Here is a 21,353-nt window from a genome sequence, read left to right on the forward strand (position 1 = left end):
CCGGCGCCGCCTGCATTCCGGGATTGATTACTTAACTCCGGTCGAGGCCCACGACCTCCACCAGCCAATGGTCCTGGCCGCATAGAAAACCAAGAAAGAGACCCTCTACCAAACCCGGGGCTTGACAAGGTGGGCTCGGTTCCGATGGCGTGTTTGTGGGTCAGGATCTCTACTCGGGCGGCAGCTTCGTGTATGACCCATGGGTGCTCTACCAGCGCGGCCTGATCACCGCACCGAACGTCGTGCTCGCAGGCATCGTCGGCTCCGGTAAATCCTCCCTCGCGAAAAGCCTCTACACCCGGTCGATCCCGTTTGGTCGCCGCGTCTACGTACCTGGGGACCCGAAGGGTGAGCATACGCCGGTCGCGGAAATGGTCGGCGGGCAAGCCATCGTCCTCGGCCACGGGCTCCGCAACCGGCTGAACCCCCTCGATGAAGGCCACCGCCCCTCAGGATTGTCGGACCAGGAATGGGCCACCCAAGTCGCCTCCCGCCGTCGTGATCTCATCGGTGCTCTTGCCGCCACCGTGCTGGAACGTTCGCTGACCCCGCTGGAACACACCGCGATCGATGTCGCCTTGACCGCGGTCGTCGCGGGTAACGATGTGCCAATCCTGCCAATGGTGGTTGACCTGATTCTCACGCCCGACCCGACAGATAACGAGGACGGGCGACTCGCCGAAGACGGCCGCATGGTCGGCCACGCCCTGCGCCGCCTCGTCGCAGGCGACCTCCAGGGCCTCTTCGATGGGCCGTCGACGGTGGCATTTGATCCGTCGCTACCGATGATCAGCCTGGACCTGTCTCGGGTGGCTGAGAACTCGACCCTGATCTCGGTGCTGATGACCTGCTCCAGTGCATGGATGGAGTCTGCGCTCATGGACCCGGGCGGTGGGCAGCGGTGGGTGATCTACGACGAAGCCTGGCGACTCATGTCCCACCCGGCACTGCTGAAACGCATGGATGCTCAATGGCGGCTCGCCCGTCATTACGGGATCGCGAACATGCTGATCTTCCACAAACTCACCGACCTCGACAACGTCGGCGACTCAGGTTCCGCCATGCGCGCCCTCGCCAGTTCATTGCTTGCGAACGCGGAGACGCGGATCATCTACCGGCAAGAATCCGACCAACTCGGCATCACCGCCCAAACCCTCGGACTCACCGGCACCGAGCAGAAGCTTCTCCCGGGGCTTGGTACCGGGCAGGGGTTGTGGCGGATCAAGGACCGCTCGTTCGTGATCCAGCATCAGCTCCACCCGGCAGAACTCGACGCCTTCGACACCACCACCCGCATGATCACCAAAAGTGAGAAGTCCATCGACGCTGACGAACCCTCAGCCTCACTGAGCCTGAACGAGGGTGGTGAGGGAGTATGAGCCGTCGAGAGACTCGTGCCCAACAGGAGAGCCGGTCACCGGTGACACTTCCGCTCGTGGTCGTGACCGTGGAAAGAGGAGGCACGTTAGCCGTCACGGTTGACGGTGCACCTTTCGCACCTGAGGCGTTTGCGCCTGCGTGGCGGCGCAGTGACTTCGGACGCATCATGGACCGCATCACCGATCAACGCCGCACCCCGGTGCGAGTGGAGGTGCACGAATCTGACGGGACCTCATTCACCGACATCATCACCCCCAGCCCAAGCCGCCGCACCCGCCCTGAACCCGAACCTGCGAAAACAGAAACAGCGTTTGATGCTCCGGCCGCCCCACAGCTTGTGGAAGTTACCGCGGAAGGGTTCATTCCGGGTGAAGACATTGGCGTCGCGATCATCGTCACCCACACCGATGCGTCCCACACTGGGCGTGCCCGTGCACTCCTTGAGGCCGCCCAATTCGATGCGTCACCCACTGGGGAGGTCGTACTGATCGGTCGCCTCTCTGGGAACTACGAGATCGTGAGACGGTCATGAACCGGCAAGCAGCGTCGATGAGTGATGGGCTCGCGAACCTCGGCATCGGACTCCTCATCGCCGCGGCAGGCTTCGCCGCGATCCTCCGTGTCGCGGGCACGATCGCCGCCTTCCTCACCGGCAGCCCGCAACCACAAGCGGGCATCACCGCAGGCCTCTCAGTGCTCCTGAATCCAGCCGATCCAGCGGCCGCGCTAGAGGCTGACGGGCTGAACACCATCGCGTACTGGATCACCACCACGCTTCTACTGGTAGTTCTCGGTGCTGGGGTGTGGTGGGTGTGGACAAAGGTGCGTCACCACTCGCAGAGTGTGCAGACTGACCCGAGACGGCTGCAAGGCATCGCCACCAGTGGCGAAGTCTCTCGCGTCGCTTCCGACACGGCACTCCTCAAGCGGGCAGGCACCCTGCGCCCGTCCCTGGAGGCCCCGAAGCCGTCCGATGTCGGATATTTGCTCGGCCGTTCACGCGGGAAACGGGTGTGGGCGAGTGTGGAAGATTCGATCCTGCTCGTCGGCCCACCCCGCTCCGGCAAAGGCTTGCATGTGGTGATCAACGCGATCTTGGATGCTCCCGGCGCGGTTGTGACCACCTCGACCCGTCCGGATAACCTCACCGCGACACTCAGGGCACGTCAACGCATCGGTCCTGTGGCTGTGTTTGATCCGCAACATCTTGCTGAAGGCCTCCCAGCAGGGCTGCGCTGGTCACCGGTACGCGGGTGCGAGGACCCACTCACGGCGATGATCCGCGCCACCGGCCTCGCATCCGGCACCGGCCTCTCAGCAGGTGGAGTTGAAGGGGGCGGGTTCTGGGAGGGGAAAACCCGCACCGCTCTCCAAGCTCTCCTGCATGCCGCGGCCCTCGATAACCGGCCACCAGCTGAATTGTTCCGCTGGACGCTCGATCCCACCGCTGCGGCCGAAGCCGTCGCAATCCTCACCGGCTCAACCGGGGCTGCCGCCGGGTGGGCCGAATCGCTCGAAGCGATGATCGATGCCGACCCGCGCACCCGCGACTCCATCTGGCAAGGCGTCTCCCTCGCACTTTCCGCGCTTGCTGACCCACGCGTGCTCGACGCCGTCACACCGCGTTCGGGTGAGCATTTCGACCCTGAAGCCTTCCTCACTGAATCCGGCACCCTGTATCTGCTGGCAACCGGTGCAGGTGCGGGCGCGTCCTCAGCTTTGGTGGCAGCGCTCGTCGAAGATCTCATCGAGACCGCACGGCGCATGGCTGCACGCTCCGCGGGTGCGCGTCTCGACCCGCCAGTACTGCTCGCATTGGATGAGATCGGGAACCTCGCACCACTCCCATCGCTGCCGACACTCATGGCCGAAGGTGGCGGCACCGGCATCACCACGATGCCGGTACTCCAGTCGTTGGCGCAGGCACGCGATAAGTGGGGTGAGAACGCAGCGAACGCGATCTGGGATGCCGCGATCGTGAAAATCATCCTCGGCGGCGCATCCAACTCCCGCGATCTCCAAGACCTCTCCACACTGATCGGTGAGCGCGACGAATACACCGACTCCACCACCATCGGCGATCACGGCACCCGCTCGAACCAGCGCTCCATCCGCCGCGTCCCGATCCTGCCACCCGACCGGCTCCGCACCCTGCCCTTTGGTACCGGCATCACCATGCTCCGCAGCGCCCCACCCATCGTCACCAACCTCCGATCCTGGGTCAGTCGTGACGACGCGAAAACACTACGTGCCGACCGCACCGAGATCGAGAACCTCCTCCATCAACGCCCATAACCCTGCCAGGGCTGGGGAAGGTCGCGCACCTGTCTGACACGAGGCGGTATTCAAACCGTGAAGGCCGCCGCTGAACTGTCAGGAGGACGGGACCGATGGCTATTCACACGCAGCAGTCCTTTTCAGGCTTTGTCGCATCGCAACCGCAGCTGACCTACACCGAGAACGGGGATGCTCGTTTGTTCGTGAAGGTCGGCAAAGAACATTTCCGCCAGGAACATGATGGGTCGTTCACTGAGCTGGAGCCGACCTTTCACAACCTTGTCGCGTTCAAGGCCGCTGCCGAGCAGGGGCATGCCCGGCTGTCGAAGGGCGACCGGTTTATCGCGGAGGGTTTCGTTCGCGAATACACCTATGAACGTGATGGGCAAACTATCGAGGGCGAAGAGTTCACTGCTCGAAGAATCGGTCATGACATGGCCCGCACTCGGTACGAGGTCGACCGCACACCGAGAGGGAAGACAGCCGCACGGGAGGCGGTTTCTCGCGATGCATCAGCATTCGATCTTCCAACCCAGTCACGCTCCGGCGGTGCCTCACCCGGTATGGGGATCTGAGGCGACGATCATGAGCGACTACAACATTGAACCTGACGAGATCGACGTTGGTGCTCTCGGGGAAGACAGTTTTGATGCTCCCTCAGAGCCCCCACACCCAGTGAACTGGAATCTCCTGAGTGCTGACGATCTGGAGGCTGAGTGGCTTGAACTCAACCGATGGGTTGACTGGCTCCGTAAAACCTATGGGCTCCCGGCAAGCGTGATCCCGCCGTTCTGGCACCACCACCCCGAACTGGTGTGGGAACTGTCCGCACTACACCTGCACTGGCTCTGTGCCTATGACCCAGATCAAAACGGATCAGCACCACTGGGATGGCACCGTGATTTCGTGGACGCTCGACAACGCCTCCGCGACTGGGTCGCTGTCTCCGGCACACGCCTCGACCGAGACCGCCCGACACGGCAGACGACCTGGCCTGGTGAAGAACCGGCACCGCAAGTCGAAGACATTGTCATTGAGGATCGCGATGACGAGTTCACGGATTTTGTGCTGGCGGAAGTGAACGTTCGGCGTGCACAAGAAGATGAGTTCTACCGAACCCTCGACGCTGAAACCGGGGAAGTATCATGAGTGCCCCCGATCCGGGCCTCCCTGCCCGAATGCGAGATTATGAAGTGCATGCCGAGCTTCGGGAAACCCCCGACCTTCAACGCCTTGCCCAAGTCTTTATCGGAATGGCTCTCGCTCGCACCGAGCAGACCCGCACCGGCCGCGACGGCTCGGGCGGTACACCTGGGAGCTGTCAGCCCGGTGAGATAGAATCTAGAGACGTAAGAAGCTAGCGGTCAGGCCCTCGGCCTGGCCGCGGTGCGCAGTCCTGTTTGGCCCATCGTGGCTTACCTGGCTGGCTCGGCTGAGAGTCACCCAGGTCATGTTTCCTTTTACGAGTCGCACCGCACGAGCGGTACAGGCTGCTCGTGTTGGCCCCACCTATGGGGAGAGGAAACACAACCCGTGAGCACCACACAACAATCTGCCGCCAACGACTTCACGCACCTCGGTGCAACCACCGCCATCGCAGTCTCATACCTACGCGTCTCCACGAAAGAGCAAGCTGAACGCGGAGGTCGTGACGAAGGCTTCTCTATTCCCGCTCAACGCGAAGCGAATCTGCGCAAAGCCCGCGACCTCGGCGCGATCGTGGTCGAAGAGTTCGTCGACGCCGGTGAATCAGCCCGGAAGGCCGACCGCCCGGAACTCATGCGCATGATCGAGTACGTCAAAACCAACCACGTGGCCTACTGCATCGTGCATAAGGTTGACCGCCTCGCACGTAACCGAGCCGATGATGTCGCGATCCATGTCGCGCTCAAAGACGCCGGGGTCATGCTGGTCTCGGCAACAGAGAACATTGACGAGACTCCCTCGGGCATGCTGCTCCACGGCATCATGTCCACCATCGCCGAGTTCTACTCCCGCAACCTCGCCAACGAAGTCTCAAAGGGCATGAGCCAAAAAGCGATGACGGGTGGCACCAACGGAAAAGCACCCATTGGGTATCTCAACGTGACCACGCGCGATGAACTCGGCCGCGAGCTGCGCATCGTTGAACCTGACCCCACGCGTGCGGAGATCGTGAAGTGGGCGTTCGAGGCATACGCGACTGGCAACTACTCAACTGCCATGCTCCGCGAAGCGCTCATCGACCGGGGCCTCACCACACCGCCCACGCCGAAACGACCAGCACGGCCGCCCGCGTTATCGACGGTGCAGAAAATGCTGTCCAACCCGTACTACAAGGGCAGCGTGTCGTTTCGGGGTGCCACCTATGACGGCATCCACGAACCGCTCGTCGGCCCCGAAGTCTGGTACCGAGTCCAAGCAGTGCTCGGTGCGAAGCAAGTATCCGGTGAGAAAACCCAAACCCACGATCACTACCTCAAAGGCACCGTGTTCTGCGGTGAGTGCGGCTCCCGACTCATGGTCACCAACGCCAAGAGCCGCCGTGGCGTCATTTACCCGTACTTCATCTGTGCCGGTCGTCACGCCAAACGCACCAACTGTGAACGCAAAGCAATGTATGTGCCTGATGTTGAAGCCGCGGTCGAAGACTACTACCGGCGCATCCAAATCCCTGAGCACACCATCCAGGCATTGCGTAGCCTCATCACGGCGCAATTCTCACAGCTCCATGCCACCGTGAAACAAGAACGCAACGCACACGTGCTCGAACGAGACGATCTCCAGGCAGAGCGTTCCAAACTCCTGCAAGCCCACTACGCAGGAGCGGTGCCGCTTGATCTCCTCAAGTCGGAGCAGGATCGCATCGGCAGACGGCTCGCGTTCCTCGAAGCACAGATCGAAGCTGGTGACATGGAGTACGAACTGGCAAGTGCCCACCTGGACGACTGCCTCGCACTGGGCAGAGACTGCTACAAGCTGTACATGAGCATCGATGACTCGCTGCGGCGCATCGCCAACCAGGCATTCTTCGACAAGCTCTACCTCAGTGAGGAGGGCACCGTTATCGGTGAACCGGGGGAACCGTTCAACGCGTTCTTCGACCCTGAAGTGCAGACGATAGCGGCCCGCCACGAGGGGCGGGCCGCTGAATCGAGGTCTCAAACCGGTAATGTCGCCGGTTTGAACAACGACCTTCTGGTGGGCCTTCCCAGGCGATTCTCAAACAAGCGCCCGGCGCTGAAATCGTTGATTTCCCATGTGCTCAGGGATTCCGCGCGACGCGTACCGAGGGGGCGAACCCCTAAGAGACACGATTCGCGAGGCGCGGTCGCGAAAAATCCGGCGAAGTCTCAAACACGATTGACCACCGAGCGGCGTGTGGAACTGCTCGCGGACTATGAGGCTGGGATGCCCGTCCAAACCATCGCCGTGAAGTACGGCGTGCATCGCGGAACGATTCCGACCTTCGTCCTACGATCTGGTGGAAGGTTGCGGTCAACAGGACTGAGCAACGAGCGCCGTGCGAGCGCGGCCATCCTCTACCGCGACGGGCACACGTTGCAGGAGGTCGCCGATCGTCTCGGCATCGACCCGAAGACCGTGCGCAACGCCGTAGTTGCTGAGGGCATAAGCCTCCGTCCCCGAGGAAGGAGGCCAATGGCCAAATAGCCATGGGCCAACAGATTCAGGTCGCGATCGCGACACGCCGAAAGCCACAGTGATCGATTCCTGCGTATTTCTAAAGCGATAGTGCTAAGGTTGTGATGTCAGCCAGCGTCAGGAGCATCGATGAACGACTTGCCCGAACCGTCTCGGTGGTTCAACCGTCACTTCGGAGAGCACAGCCAAAGCGTGATGCTTGCGCTCGCCAAGGCCGGTCGCGCAGCTCACGAGCGTTCCCTCGACGCCAAGACCGGAAGCCAACTGGCCTCGAACGAGGCTTACGGCTCGTTCTGGGTGATCTTGCCCGAGGAAGTAACGGCCCACCTGGCATTCCTGCCAGGGCGTGAAGTAATCCATCCGACGGGCAGTCGCTACGACTTGGTGGTGTTCGATGGCACCTTAGTCTTTCCAGCCAAGTGCGGACGCGGTTCGTCAGGTGCTGATCGAATCAGGCTGGGCCGCTCGGATTTCCGTCGCCGAGTGTTCTCCCTCGAAGACGAAGCTAGCCGCCGCATGCAGGAACAGCTGGAGTTCGAGCTGGAGTTGGAGGGCGACCTCGATGCCGCCGTCAAGGATGGTTCCTTCGGCTCCGCCACGAGAGTTTGCCTTGTCGCCTACGACGTATCCGCCCGCGGCGGTGTCCAGCACGTTTACGTCGGCGAGGCGACTCTTGAATCATCCGGACTCGTCACCTGGCACTACCGCGAGGAGTTGCCGCTGCACCTGCTCGATGGAGAAGGAGTTGCCCTGGTCGGCCTAGGCGAGCCTTCCTCTGCACGATTCGATGACGCCCCTCTTCCAGAGAGCGACCTAACGCTTCTGAAGCCGGGTGAACTGCCGAGTACCAACGTCGAGGCCGAGGGCGTCCCTGACACGGGAACTGGAGGTGCATCAGATGATCTCCCGTGATTCGAGCAGACCGGTCGGGCCCCCCACTGATCTCGACATCGCAAAGACCTTCGACGGTGACCGTCTGCGGCAAGCTCGACAACTCGCGTTGCGCACAAAGCAGAGTCTCGCAGAACCACTTGGCGTCTCGGCCGCCGCTATTGGGCAATATGAATCCGGCGCCACACCACCCCGCGCGGAACTCATCCCGCTTCTAGCTCGAGAACTTGATGTTCCTCGCGAGTTCTTCGCCGCGGGGCGGCCGCTCGCTCGACTGGAAACAGCCGATGCCTTCTTCCGTAGCCTTCGCGCCACAACGGCGAAACAGCGCGCAAAGGCAGTGTCCTACACAGAGCAACTGTGGGAACTGGTGCATGCAGTCGAGAAGCACGTGCGCCTGCCACCCGTGAACCTGCCTGGCTTCGTTGGTGGCGAGATAGAACCTGGCGCATTCCCCAACGACCCAATAGCGGCAGCTCGGGCACTACGCAAGGCATGGAGGCTAGGCGCGGAACCGATCCCGCATCTCGTGCGCACCATCGAAAATCGGGGCATCGTCGCAGTATTAGTCCCCTTCGCAGAGAACGAAGTTGCCCGGATCGACGCGTTCTCCACACTTTCGCTGTCGCGACCGATCATCGTCCTGTCACCCGACCGTGCGAACGACATCTACCGGCACCGCTTCACCGCTGCACACGAACTCGGACACCTCGTCATGCACGGCGAACTCGCCGGCGGTGACCCCGCATTGGAACGAGAAGCAGACCGATTCGCCGCCGAGTTCCTGACACCAAGTTTGGTGATCCATGACCTACTCCCTCGACGGATCGACTTTCGAAAGCTGAACCAGTTGAGCGAACAATGGGGGGTATCCATCAAATCCCTCATCTACAGGAGCAGAGAGGTCGGCCTGCTATCCGACGCCACCGCTCGACGCGCATACATTCAGCTGAACCAGCTCTCAGAGCAAGGTGTGATCGCAACCCAGCCCGTTTACCAGTTTCCCGGTGAGGTTCCTTCGCTCCTTCGCCGCGCCGTCGAGATGGCCGAGGCAAACGGTGTGACCATCGCTTCCTTGGCTCAGGAGCTTGCTTGGAAACCAGCACAAGTCCGCCGAATGCTCGGTGACGCTGATGAACGGCCTGCTTTGCGGCTGGTTTGATGAGTCGCTCCATCTAGACAGGGAAATCACGAGCGTCTGGTCAAGTCCACACCGCTCTCAGAACAAAAGAGGAAATCATGAGTTATAGAAACAAGACATATGTCGCGTTTGCCAGCGAGGACATCTCCAAGTACCGCCTGATGGAAGCCTGGAGGGAGAATGCCAACATCGACTTCGACTTCTACGATGCTCACGATCTCTTCATTTCCCGCGACACGAGCAAGCCCGAGACGATCAAGCGGAACCTGCGTGAACGAATGAAGAACGCCAAGCAGGTAGTCCTTCTTGGCAGCAGCGATGGCAAGAGGAAGGGTGGAGATGGCGTCTCGTTCCTCGCTCACGAGGTCAAGGTAATGATCGAGTTCAACCTGCCCATTGTCGTTGCGAACCTCGACGGTGACCGGAACATCGACAGAAACTTCATACCCGCACCGCTCCTAAACGCTGACTACTACACACTGTCGGTTTCCTTCCAGCCGAAGATAATTAAGTTCGCCCTGGACAACTACGCCCCCCGGTACTCGACGAGCGACAACTCTGGTCCGCACTACTACAAGTCCGAAATCTACGAGCAGCTCGGCCTCTAAATGAGCGACCTCATACACGATCTACGTACTTGGCGGTTCTGGCGTTGGTTCCTCATTCAAACGTTCTCCGCAGTCGGAGTTCTTGCGGTTCTGCTCGAACTGACCAACTTCATTTTCGGGAGTCTTCCGATCGAGGGGTGGCCGCTCGCCATCATCATTGCTGTCGTTTCGGTCGGGTACGGACTTGTCCGTGCTTGGCCGCGCCCCATCCGGCAGGACTACAACTCGCCCAACACAAGGATCGAGATTGTGAAGGGCGATCTGTTCGTGCAGGATTGCAATATCGTTGTGGGCACGTGCGATACGTTCGATACGTCCGTTCCTAACGTCATCTCGAAGAACAGCGTTCAAGGTCAGGCACTCGAACGCCTCTACGGTGGCGATACGGATCAACTGGACCGCGAACTCGCTGCTGCACTGCAGGGCAAAGCAGTAACGTCAACGATTCATAAGCCTGGCAAGACTGAGAAATACGGTGTTGGGGCCGTGGCGACGCTTCGAAACGGTTCTCATCGCCTCTATTTCTTGGCCTACAGCGAGATGAACGAGGCCAACGAAGCACAGAGTACGCCGGATGGTATCTGGCGAAGCCTCGCATCATTGTGGGAGGAGGTCTCGCAGACTGCGAACGGAACGGCGGTAGCCGTACCCGTCATCGGTGGAGGACAGTCCCGGCTATCACAGGTCATGCCGGCACAAGACTCGATCCGCTTCATCGTGATGTCCTTTATGTTCGCGTCACGCACGAAGAAGGTCTGCGATCAGCTGCGAATAGTGGTGCATCCGAGGGAGTTCGATCGCCTGGACAGGCTCGAGGTCCAAGCGTTCCTGTCATCGATGAGGCCGTCGTGAGTGAGTCAGCTATTCGGCTTCCTGACGCGCAGCCGTGCGCGTTTTGCGCCTACCTCAAGGGAAGTCGACCGTTCACCTTCGTGACCAGGAACACGTTGACAGCGGTTATGGTTACGCAGGAACAGCGTGGGAAACCGCACCTTCTCGTCATCCCTACCGTGCACAGAGAGACCATTCTCGATTTGACAGATGATGAGTGTGCGGCGCTGATGGTCGAAGTAAGGAACTCAGCCAGGGCTATCGACGCCGCTTACCAGCGTCCAGGCATCTCCGTCTGGCAGAACAACGGTGAGACGGCAAGCCAGTCGATCAGGCACGTTCACTTCCACGTCGCCGGAACCCTAGACTCTGGCGGTACCGAATGGGGTCCTGTGGAAGAGATGCCGCTCGCCAAGACAGAACTCATTGCCAAGCAAGTTCGCGCCCACTGGCCGTCATCGTAGACGCCACGTTGACCGAACGAAATCACTAGGGATTCGTTATTCCCCTAACGTCTCGCGCCGGGACATTTCGTGTCGCCGTTCAAAGCTATGGTGCGGGCGAAGGACTAACGATGTTGACATCCACAGGAGTTGGAGCATCGTCCAGGGGAACCGCCCAAGATACGGTGTGAGCGATCGCGAGCAGCGTTAGCCCGACTAGCGCGATTAAGAAGCCGTCACGGAAAACAGTGACCATCGCGCGGCGAGTCCTGGATGTCGTATGCACTGCCAGAACGTACTGTCGAAGCTCCTCTCGGCGGGGATCACGAAGGTGAATGAAGTCTTCTACCGTGACCACTCCAAGGACTTTGTTCGACACCGCGACACCGGCAAAAACCAGAACTGCCATGATGACAATGAGAACGCCGACCAACCAGATGACGAGCAAGCTGGTGGAGGTCGAGGCAACGGCCCAGAGCCGCTCGAAGGCGGCAGTGCTCAGTCCGATGGCCGCAATGATCGCTGTGAGTGCGAACTCTGCACGGCGCCGAACCGCCTCGATGCCCGCTGATTCGCTTTTCAGACGCTCGTCATAGGACGAGCGTGCCATGGCAAGGTTCCGTTTGGGGCACTCGTCTATCCACTTCGTTTCAGGTGCCTCTTCCTTCGGCATCCACACTCTCCGGCCAGCGAAGAGACCCAGCGCCGTACTCGCAACCATGCGAACTTCGGCGAATGCACGTCTTGTCTTGTCGCGAAATGTCTGCTTTCTCATGTGGCCCCCACGAGTAGATCTGCGAGGGTGTCAGTGACCGCCATACCCACTCGCTCCGGAAGGAAAAGCCACTGCCCCGATGGGTTCACATCGAGAAGGTATACCTCCCCATCAGGCGTTTGGACCCAATCTTGGCTCGAGTATCCGAGTCCGAGATGACTCGCAATTGTCAGCGCGCCTGTGGGCGCTATCGAGCTCGCGTCAGGGGCTTCTACAAATGCAGAATGATGGCGTGAACGCCGCCGCCAATCAGCGGGAGCAGTTAGGTCAACATCTAGCGCTGCTACCCAGCTACGATCGCCGACGGTGACAACGCGAAGATGCTTAACAGCCGGTATCCGTTCCTGGACAATGAATGGCGCTGCGTTCAGTGCGCTAAGCCGAATGTCTGTAGGCATCATGGACTCGGCGTAGACCGTCATTGTCTCACCGTCCTGGATGAACTGGCCCGTACCGAGAGGCTTAACAATGACCTCGTTCGAGAAGGTAGTCGCGACTGCCTCGCTACTCGTCGTGACTAGTGTTCTTGGGTATGGAATGCCAAGTCTGACTGCAGCCTTCCATTGCCAGAGCTTCGATTCAGCTCTGCGCAGCGCCACTGGGCTTGTTATCCAACTGACTTTGCAGTCGTCCAGAAGCCATGAGTACGCCGAATGCCAAGTTCCAAGCTCCAAAGCTCTCAGCGAGCCTGTTTTGATGGCAAGCCCCCAGTCTGCCCGGTGAAGACGTCGTAGCCACCCAAATCGCGCATCGGTGAGGTCGTGCCAAGCGCCATCAACTTTCGCGGCGTAACCTTCATCGCTTATCGAAAGACCGCCGCTCATGACTGACTCAAGGTCGAAGATCAGTGGGCGATTTCCGCGTGTTATAAGGGCATTCTCGACAGCGGCGATATGAGGATCATCACGTTCACCGATGAGGATGGGTGCTCTGTAGCTCAACGAGGCCCGACGTAACTTAGGAGGAGTTGCGTGACTGCCTCATCGGTATCTGATGATTCAATTGTCTCTGTGATCGTTGCTGTCCCGCGGACACTATTGACATCGCTTTGCGGGTAGCGTGCTAACTCGGCAAACAAGGACGTTAAGGCTTCTCTTGTCTGCATTAGTGTTCCATCCGAGAGATCACTATCGGGGAAAACCCGAACCCGTGATCAGATGTCTCGATTGTGTGCGTGAGCGTTGAAGGCTGCGGACGGGGCTTAGGTTCGGGCTCGTTACGCTGCGTGTCCACGGCAAGCAGTCCGAACAACGATGTTGATGTGTTCATTGGACTCCAATGGCGGTTTACGTCAGGGAACTCTTGAATCTTACCGTGGAGATCGACAACGGTGCAGTGGAGGTGTGGGGGTCTCCTGGATCACAGCGATGTCTCTGGGCCACGAAGCCAGTCGAGCCTGTCAGTCCGCTAGCTCGGCCGACTCGGTCCTTGTTCTTCGTTCGGCGCGGGCGACCACAGCCTCGCGTACCCGGACGCGGGCGAGCAGGATCAGGCTGACAGGTCCCATGATGACGAACTTCATGGTGTTCCACAGGCACAGGAGGACGAGGAGGTTGAGCCATCCGGGTCCGCCGTCCGCGATGAGGGTGGTGAAGGTGCTCGCGGCCAGGAGGTAGGGCACGGCGAGGAGCATCGCGGGTACGCCCCATTTGAGTCCTCGGCGGGTGCGGATGGCGTCGAGGAGGATGTTGGTGGGCATGTAACGGCGCAGGAAGGCGCGGGTGTGGACGCTGAGAGTCCAGAGCTGGCGGATCATGACGGGGGTTTCCTCTCACATGCACGACTGATCGTCGGAGGCGGTGCGTGTGTGGGTGGCCGTGCGGCCTGCCCCGAGGAGCGTCATATCAAGGAGAAATCCGCCTCACTTTCAAGAGTACGACGCACCAGCGACAATCGGAAGGGCAACCGGTCACAGGCCCCGGCTCGCACCCTCGCGCCGCACCGTCCGCGAAAGGTCATCGCTGCCCTCGCCGCCGGCGAGGTCGCGGAGCCTCGCGAGGGCGGCTTTCGCTCGTGCCGCGTCGATCTTCTGCGCATCGCTATTGGGTGCAGGGTCGAGCGGCGTGCGTGTGGTGATGCCGTAGCGGTCGCGATACGCGGCGACCGTTCGCGCTTGCTGTTTCCACGCTGCCGCAGCTCTCGCATCTGCCGGTGTGTCTCCGAGTGCGAGCGCCCATTCCTGCTGTTCGGTGAGGGCTTGGTCGAGGACTGCTTCGGCGCGTTGCTGGATCAGCTCGCGCCGTTCCGTGAGGGCCTTTCTCATCTCTGCGGACATGGGCCCGGTTGCTTCGGGGATGAGGCCGGCGATCAGGCGGGGTGCCTTGCGGGTACGCCCAGAACCAGCCGGCCTCTCGGTCGCGCGGGCGAGGCGGTGGTGCAGGACGGAGGCGATGTCGTCGGCGTCGCCGAACCCGCGGGCTGCGACCATCCGAGGCATGAGGGCGTCGATGTTGTGGTGGTTCGCTTCCGCCCGCCGGAGTTCGGCGGTGAGGGCGCCGAATGCGTCGGAGTGGATCGTGTCTTCTGCTTCGTCCGGGGTGAGACCGGATTGACGGATGAGGGTGGCGAAGCGGTCGTGTTGGGCGGCTTGCGCGATCGTCTCGTACTCGGCCGCGAGTTGACCCACCGACCCCCAGGTCTCGTGTTCGGCCGTGATCGTCTCGTGCGCGGAGAGCTCGGCACCGACGTGCTGCAGGACCCCGAAGAGCACGCTCCGCGCGGTCGCCTCCGGGTCATCCGCGGGATGGGGGGTGGTGTGGTTGTCGTCGGGGCGGTCGGTGGCGATGTAGACGAGGTTCGATTGTCTTCCGCGGGTCATCGCGACATACAGGTTCTCCCGCGTCGTAGACGAATCAACAAGCACATGCGAGGTATCCGTCGTGATGCCCTGCGCCCTATGCGCCGTGACTGCGTATCCCAGATCAACATGATCGGAGACATAGTCCGCCGGGAGGAGCACGGTGCCGCGGCTGTTCGCGCGGCGGACGGTCAGCGATCCGTCATCGCGAATGTCGGTGACGGTCCAGCGGTCCCCGTTGCGTACCCATCCCCGCGGGGTGTGGAGACGACGGTCGTTCTTCCTGGTAATGATCGTGTCGCCGACCCCGGCACGGGCATCACCGTGGAGGGCGACTTCACGGCGAGCGTTCACCGTACCGTCGAGGATGAGGTCAGCGCGGGCACGCTGATTCAGAGCATGGACGGACTCGGTCGAGTCCGCAATCAACACCGTCGAAACCCCGGCAAGGGCATCGGCGCGCCAGGCGGTGTAGGCGGCGTCAATCATCGCCTCGGTATCACCGCCAGTGATGCGACCGTGGGTGGCGTAGGCGTCGATGGCTTCGGTGTGGCCGTGACGGAGATCAAGGGAGGCGGTCTTCTCCCAGTCGTTGACGAAGCGGTGCACATCGACCAGTTCCGGGGCATCGCCGCGGTCGTGCACGAGGAGGGAGAACGCGCCACCAGCGGTGACGGATTGCAGTTGCGCCCAGTCACCCACCAACAGCACCTTCGCCCCCACCTCCACCGCGTGCGCCGTGATCCGGTCGATCGAGAGGGTGCCGGCAAGGGAGGCTTCGTCCACAATCACGAGCTGCCCCTTACGGAATGACACGCCTACGTTCTGGTGGTCTTGCCACCACTTCGCGGTGTTCTCCGTCCGGATACCCAGATCATCAGAGAGGACCTGCGCGGCCACCGCCGACGGTGCCAGCCCGACGACGCTGCCGCGCCCATGCTCCCGCTCCCACGCCGTGCGTAAGGCACGCATCGCTGTCGTCTTCCCGGCCCCGGCCGGGCCGACCAAGACGTCCACTGCTCGGCCTGAGATCGCAATGCCGGTGAGGGCTGCGGTTTGGTCGTCGGCGAGGAGCCTGCCGTCGCGGTCCGGGCGATGGGTGACCTTCTCGACCACCTCGACGGGCACGGTGGGTGCGGTCATGGTGCGGGCGCGCTCGAGGAGCCGGTCTTCCGCCGCAAGGATGCCAGGCGACGAGTAGACCGTCGATGCGACTGGTCGGAATCTGCTGCTGCCGTCAGCCCGACGGAACACGGTCGGGCTGGACGCAAGCTCGGGCGGGGTGAGCTGGATCGACGCGCGCTCGGCAGCATCGACCACCATCCCGACGACAGCTTCACGATCCTGCGTGGTGGCGAACCGGTACGGCATCGTTTGGCGGGCGGCTTCGGCGGTAAGGTTCCAGCGCCGCCAGGTCGACCGCTTCTCACCAACTGTCTCCACCACGCTGCGCCCGAGCGAAGCGATCACGTCCAAAGGCACATCGTCCGCGCGCAACAGCATGGGGGCGTCGTTGGCGGCGACGGTGCGAGCCCAGCGGGTGGCGTCTTCACCGAGAAGGTGCGACGCACGACCCCTCCACTCACTCGTGAGGTCCGCGAGGGAACGCACCTGCTTCTCCGGCCGGGTCGCCAACGTCGCCTGCGCCCGCAACTTGATGACCGTCGCCAGCGACGGCTGCCGACCGTGACGGGCAACGTACTCAGCGATGAGACGGTTCTTCTCCTGATCGATCTGCCTGGACCTGGATGAGAACTCCGCCACCAGTGGCTCGGGCACGGTAGTGATCGCCCAGGCAGGGTTGCGGTCGCGTCCCATGTCACGCGCCTCCCACTCGACGCCGAACGCACGGGTGAGGTGATCAGCGAACACGGCCTCGTGAAGTTCAGAGAGGGCGACGGTCGCGGCGTGGAGGGGTCGGCCGTCGAGGGAGCGCCATTTGCCGTCGTGGACGGTCTGCACCTTGTTCGAGATCACGACATGCGTGTGCAGATGCGGGTCACCCGCCCGTGAGTCGTAGTGATCGAACGCGGTCGCGATCACCCCGGACACATCGGCTTGTGCAACCGCCCCATTGCGCCCTGCTGCGCCGACACGGGTTGCTGCAACCTCGCGCTCGATGAACGCAACCATCTCCGCAACCGCCGCGTGATGCGCGTCCGCAATCAGCGATTGCGTCCCCGCGTCCGACACCGCCCACAGCACCGACGCGGACTTCGGAATCGAGAACGTGAAATCGAACCCAGCAACCGCCTTCCGCACCCCACGAGCATTCTCCTCAGCCGCGATTGCGGCGACCGCTTCCGCACGCTCGGTCACATGAAGGTCAGCATCGAGCCTCGACGTGCGGTGTTCGATGCGCTCGGTCAGCGTCGGGTACTTCCGATACGGACTGCCGAGCGCCTGATCGGTCACCGGGTCGCGGCCCTGCCCGATCAGACGTTGAAGCTGCAACTCGGAAACCTCGTCACCGACGGCGATCGTTCCGCCGCCGAGTGCGGTGACGGCTGATCCGAGCCATCGGCCCGGTGGTGTTCCTTCCTCCGTGTAGTACCTCGTCAGCGGTGTGGAGAGCACTCGGTCACCGTCGCCGGTGGCGACGGTGCGCAGGAGGTACTTGTAGCCGTCACCGGCGGACATCACCCGCATCGAAACCGTCACCAGGCACCGCCTCTCCTCACCCCGAAGGTGAGCTTCACAGCCCGCGGGCGCGGTGACTTTTGAGGGCACTTTCCGGAGGCGGCGAACCTCGCTTGCAAGACGCGTGACAACCCGTTCGAGCGAACCGCGAGAGACCGAAGGCGTTTGGCGCCGACGTCGGCCGACGTGACTCAGGAGGAGCCGGCTGAATGGCAGTGGGTTGGGTGGCTCGTGCACCTGGTTGGCAACCAGCTCGGAGCAGCAGCACGGCTCCGGGGATCACCGTCCCAGGAGGTTCACCCGTGGCAGACCAGCCCCTCGCCAATCCGGCCGCGCCGCTGCGTGTCGGGTCGCTGTTCTCCGGTTACGGCGGACTCGACCTCGCCGTCGAGGAAGTCTTCGGAGCCCGCACGATCTGGTTCTCCGAGATCAACGAACCCGTCGCCCGTGTCTTCTCCCACCACTGGCCGGACGCTCCGAACCTCGGTGACATCACCACCATCGATTGGAACACCGTGCCACCGGTGGACATCCTCTGCGGCGGGTTCCCTTGCCAAGATGTTTCCACCGTCGGGAAGATGGCGGGTTTGAAACCCGGCACCCGCTCCGGGCTTTGGGCACACATGGCGGCAGCGATCGAGGCATTGCAACCGGAGTGGGTTGTGATCGAGAACGTCCGCGGGCTGCTCTCCGCACCCGCAGCAATCCGCGCACACCCCGAAGGAGACGACAATGAGCAACACAATCCCGATGATGCAACCCCCACCGGTGCAACCCCTCGCGAAGTGGAACCCGACCCGTGGCGTCTGGGAAAAACCGCACCTCGACCTCTTCGGGCAGCAGGAGCAGTTCTGGGAGACCTGGCCGACCTCTGGTATGACGCGCAATGGATCGGTTTACCCGCTTCCGTCGTCGGTGCGCCTCACCCCAGATATAGGGTATTCATCCTCGCCAGCCGTACTCTTCCGAACTCCGCTCGCATCGGACGCAGCACGTGGCGGGGAGAACTTGCAGCAAGTCAAGGCGCGACGCGGCACCATCGCACTCAGCCACCAGATCATCGACCTCGTCCTCAACGGACCGAACGGATGCGAGCTAGTTGTATTTCCCCGAGACGTTGCGAACGCGCGATGAGGGGACGTCGCCGCCAATTCCTGAGTGCGGGCGGTGATGGTTGTAGTGGTGCAGCCAGCGCGGATAGTCCGCCGAGCGAGCCTCGTCCGAGTCGTAGGCGGTGGCATAGGCCCACTCGGCGGCCAGCGTTCGGTTGAACCTCTCGACTTTGCCGTTCGTCTGTGGCCGGTAGGGCCGGGTGCGACGGGGCATAATCCCGTCGAGGGCGTCCGCAAAAGCGTGTGATCGATAGCAGGAACCGTTGTCGGTCATGACAGCGCTGACCTGGATGCCGCCCTCGGCAAAGAATGCGCGTGCGCGCCGCCAGAACGCGGCGGCAGTCTCCTTCCTTTCGTCGTTCAGGATCTCGGAGTAGGCGAGCCGTGAGTGGTCGTCGACCGCATGGTGGAGGTAGGCGTAGCCGCGACCTTGTTTCTTGTTGTTTCTTGCGCCGGCCTGCCGCCCCAGCACACGGTGGCCGCCTCCGTCGGGGATGCGCCCAAGCTTCTTGATGTCGACATGGACCAGCTCGCCCGGTTTGCTCTTCTCGTAGCGGACCGGTTTGATCTTGCGGACGGGGAGCCCAGTGGCTTGATCAAGATGGGCGAGCAACGGCATCCGATACCGATCGAGCACACGCCCGACCGTGGATCGCGGGATACCGAGGTGATAGCCGATTCGATGTGGCCCCCAACGGCGAGTGAACCGCAGAGCGATGATGCGACGTTCGGCGTGTTGATTAGTGCGGGCCGGTTGCCGATGTGGACGCGAGCTGCGATCAGTGAGCGAAAGTCCGACCCGGTATCGACGCGCCCACTTCGAGGCGGTCGACGGTGAACATTGAAAACGGTCCGCGGCGCGACGTACCGGCCATCCCTTGTCAACGATCAGCGAAGCGAGCCTGCGTCGGCCCTCTGGTGTAAGCGGTGCGTTCGCGTGTGTCATCAGCTACCCGCGGCGGCGACGTTGACCACGAGAAACCGCTGCAATGCCTCGGCAATCGACGTCCTGCCGGCATCCTCCGTTCGCCGTTGACCAAAGAGCAACCCGAAGAGGATTCCGGTGAGGAAGTCGATCAGATCCAGTGAGGCTCCGTCAGCGTCGCTTCCGCCGAGATCGACGAGCAGGTTCGTAGCGAGCTCGCGGGAGAACAGGCAACTCGCCAGCTGCGCACGCGACTCGGGATCCCCTTCGACCTCCGGCAGCAGCGAGAACACCGCTAGTGCGTCATCGCGGCGAGGACCCGCGAGCAAAAGAAGTTGGTCCGCCATGAGAGTCGCAGCCGTCCGCGGAGTGACGGTCACAGGTGCGGGTGACTCGTCGAAAGCGGCGCGCGAGTGCTCTTTTATGCGACCGATCGTCGCAACTACGAGGTCGCGACGGGTGCGGAAGTAGTACGACGTGGACCCCGTCGCGAGGCCAGCCGCCCTGTCAACGGCCTGATGCGAAAGTGCACGCGCACCCCCACTGGCGAGCACACCGATCGCATGATCGGTGATCAACGGACGTCGGTCTCCGGGTCTGGCCATCTGATTCCTCCTCATTACTCTATAGATATAGAGTAATGAGGTATGGGGCTGGGCAATCACCGACGAACCGCGAACGGACCAAACAAGATCGCAAGCGCGAGCAGCGGCCCGTTTCGTGCGGCTATTGGAGATTCAGCGATCACGTTCGATAACGCGCAGATCGCCGCCATTGACGCGCTCAGCACGCCGGCGCGCCACGGCTACTACCTTTGGGGCGACGTGGGGCGAGGTAAGAGCCTGATCAGCGAGACCTACTTCGCGGCCATTCCCACCGACGATAAGCGTCGCTTTCACTTCCACGACTTCTTCCGTGACCTCCAGGCCCAGATCATCCGTGAACGCGAGCCTCTCGAGCGATCGTTACGGCGACTCCTTGGGAACGCCCGGGCAGTGTTCTTCGACGAGTTCCACGTTCACGACGTCGCAGACGGCGTCTACCTGTCTGCCACTCTCAAGAGTCTGCTCGATGGCGGCATACTCGTGCTCGCGACATCGAACTATGCGCCCGAGGATCTCATGCCTAACCCGCTCTACCACGAGCGCTTCCGGTCCGCGATCAACATCATTCGCGCCGAGCTCGACGTCGTGCACCTTGGCAAAGGCGAGGACTACCGCCTGACACATGCGGCATTGACTCGAGGCTTTGGCACAGGGACCTGGCGCACGCAACCACCTGTTGCGAACGACACCCCTTCCATCGAACTCAACGCTGCCGGTCACATCATCAAAGCCCGCAGCGTTGACGGCGACACCGCCGTCTTCACGTTCAGCGACCTCTGCACGCGACCCCTCGGAGTCGCCCAATACCTCTGGCTGGCAGAGAAACTTCGCACAGTCGCGCTGATAGACGTGCCCGATCTGGCGACCGTTGACCGGGACCCTCTCGCGCGATTCGCCAACTTGATCGATGTCCTTTATGACCGAGACATTCCGCTGCACGTCACCGCAGCCGGCGAACCTGGCCGCCTTGTCGAAGCGTCCGAACCGCCACGAGACGCCAAGCGAATCGCCAGCAGACTCTCCGCGCTCAAACTCGCATAGGCGTGTTCTCGCGTTCGCAACGTCTCGGGGAACTACAGCTAGTGGAGGAAGCGGAAAGCCTTTGGAGCTTGGTCGAACTGATTTTCAACGATGGGGGCGATACGCAGAAGCTGTGATCAGGTGGGAGCAGATCACTGGCCGCCCTGCACCGGCGCCGGCACTCCAGAAGGACATAACTGGTCCGCGACCTTCTCCAGAATTCGTGGAATGGCTGATGGGGCTTCCCCAAGGTTGGGTCACATCTG

Annotated in this window: 17 protein-coding genes and 2 pseudogenes; 14 read left to right on the forward strand and 5 right to left on the reverse strand. The window is 61.9% G+C overall.

Features of this window, described 5'->3' with window-relative positions; translation table 11 throughout:
- Positions 1-125: 125 nt before the first annotated feature.
- From F8O05_RS07225 to F8O05_RS07275, 11 genes and pseudogenes are all read left to right on the forward strand, one after another.
- Positions 126-1,379, forward strand: a pseudogene (locus F8O05_RS07225) (ATP-binding protein); the annotation flags it as partial.
- Positions 1,376-1,912 carry a hypothetical protein gene (locus tag F8O05_RS07230; RefSeq protein WP_158052103.1) on the forward strand — a complete coding sequence of 179 codons (537 nt, stop codon included), beginning with the start codon at positions 1,376-1,378 and terminating at the stop codon, positions 1,910-1,912. The pseudogene F8O05_RS07225 and the gene F8O05_RS07230, both read left to right, overlap by 4 nt.
- A 17-nt stretch (positions 1,913-1,929) precedes the next feature.
- Positions 1,930-3,675: a type IV secretory system conjugative DNA transfer family protein gene (locus tag F8O05_RS07235; protein WP_225735791.1), complete on the forward strand. Its 1,746-nt coding sequence runs from the start codon at positions 1,930-1,932 to the stop codon at positions 3,673-3,675.
- 95 nt (positions 3,676-3,770) lie between these two features.
- Positions 3,771-4,232: a single-stranded DNA-binding protein gene (locus F8O05_RS07240; protein ID WP_158052105.1), complete on the forward strand. Its 462-nt coding sequence runs from the start codon at positions 3,771-3,773 to the stop codon at positions 4,230-4,232.
- A gap of 10 nt (positions 4,233-4,242) precedes the next feature.
- Entirely contained in the window at positions 4,243-4,806 is a 564-nt protein-coding gene (locus F8O05_RS07245; protein WP_158052106.1) for a hypothetical protein, read from the forward strand.
- Between the two features lie 384 nt (positions 4,807-5,190).
- Positions 5,191-7,308, forward strand: coding sequence for a recombinase family protein (locus F8O05_RS07250; RefSeq protein WP_225735792.1), 2,118 nt, complete (start codon positions 5,191-5,193; stop codon positions 7,306-7,308).
- 120 nt (positions 7,309-7,428) lie between these two features.
- On the forward strand, positions 7,429-8,211 hold the full coding sequence (locus F8O05_RS07255) for a hypothetical protein (RefSeq protein WP_157517869.1): 783 nt from the start codon (positions 7,429-7,431) through the stop codon (positions 8,209-8,211).
- Positions 8,198-9,352 (forward strand): XRE family transcriptional regulator, encoded by a 1,155-nt coding sequence (locus tag F8O05_RS07260; protein WP_217996167.1) that lies wholly within the window; start codon positions 8,198-8,200, stop codon positions 9,350-9,352. Before F8O05_RS07255 ends, F8O05_RS07260 begins: the two co-directional genes overlap by 14 nt.
- A 77-nt stretch (positions 9,353-9,429) precedes the next feature.
- A complete protein-coding gene (locus tag F8O05_RS07265; protein ID WP_067243095.1) occupies positions 9,430-9,939 on the forward strand; it encodes a TIR domain-containing protein in 510 nt (169 codons plus the stop codon).
- Positions 9,940-10,791: a macro domain-containing protein gene (locus tag F8O05_RS07270; RefSeq protein ID WP_158052107.1), complete on the forward strand. Its 852-nt coding sequence runs from the start codon at positions 9,940-9,942 to the stop codon at positions 10,789-10,791. It begins immediately after the preceding gene.
- On the forward strand, positions 10,788-11,234 hold the full coding sequence (locus F8O05_RS07275) for an HIT family protein (RefSeq protein WP_084344309.1): 447 nt from the start codon (positions 10,788-10,790) through the stop codon (positions 11,232-11,234). Before F8O05_RS07270 ends, F8O05_RS07275 begins: the two co-directional genes overlap by 4 nt.
- 85 nt (positions 11,235-11,319) lie before the next feature.
- On the opposite strand, the gene F8O05_RS07280 is transcribed toward F8O05_RS07275, so the two are convergent.
- From F8O05_RS07280 to mobF, 3 genes are all read right to left on the reverse strand, one after another.
- Positions 11,320-11,886 (reverse strand): hypothetical protein, encoded by a 567-nt coding sequence (locus tag F8O05_RS07280; RefSeq protein WP_158052108.1) that lies wholly within the window; start codon positions 11,884-11,886, stop codon positions 11,320-11,322.
- 1,501 nt (positions 11,887-13,387) lie between these two features.
- Entirely contained in the window at positions 13,388-13,744 is a 357-nt protein-coding gene (locus F8O05_RS07285; RefSeq protein WP_158052109.1) for a sulfate permease, read from the reverse strand.
- A 153-nt stretch (positions 13,745-13,897) separates the two neighbouring features.
- Entirely contained in the window at positions 13,898-17,434 is a 3,537-nt protein-coding gene (mobF, locus tag F8O05_RS07290; RefSeq protein WP_084344313.1) for a MobF family relaxase, read from the reverse strand.
- Between the two features lie 200 nt (positions 17,435-17,634).
- Between mobF and F8O05_RS14970 the strand changes: the two are divergent.
- Positions 17,635-18,060: pseudogene (locus F8O05_RS14970) on the forward strand (DNA cytosine methyltransferase); the annotation flags it as partial.
- Between the two features lie 97 nt (positions 18,061-18,157).
- A complete protein-coding gene (locus tag F8O05_RS14975; protein WP_225735812.1) occupies positions 18,158-18,559 on the forward strand; it encodes a hypothetical protein in 402 nt (133 codons plus the stop codon).
- Here the strand turns inward: F8O05_RS14975 and F8O05_RS07300 are convergent.
- On the reverse strand, positions 18,521-19,483 hold the full coding sequence (locus F8O05_RS07300) for an IS481 family transposase (protein ID WP_158052110.1): 963 nt from the start codon (positions 19,481-19,483) through the stop codon (positions 18,521-18,523). The two genes, F8O05_RS14975 and F8O05_RS07300, sit on opposite strands and share 39 nt — an antisense overlap.
- A complete protein-coding gene (locus tag F8O05_RS07305; RefSeq protein WP_158052111.1) occupies positions 19,483-20,067 on the reverse strand; it encodes a TetR/AcrR family transcriptional regulator in 585 nt (194 codons plus the stop codon). Before F8O05_RS07305 ends, F8O05_RS07300 begins: the two co-directional genes overlap by 1 nt.
- A 42-nt stretch (positions 20,068-20,109) precedes the next feature.
- On the opposite strand from F8O05_RS07305, the gene zapE reads away from it, so the two are divergent.
- A complete protein-coding gene (gene zapE, locus F8O05_RS07310; RefSeq protein ID WP_158052112.1) occupies positions 20,110-21,108 on the forward strand; it encodes a cell division protein ZapE in 999 nt (332 codons plus the stop codon).
- Positions 21,109-21,353 lie beyond the last annotated feature (245 nt).

The sequence above is a fragment of the Gulosibacter chungangensis genome, from assembly GCF_008831155.1.
Classification (GTDB): domain Bacteria; phylum Actinomycetota; class Actinomycetes; order Actinomycetales; family Microbacteriaceae; genus Gulosibacter; species Gulosibacter chungangensis.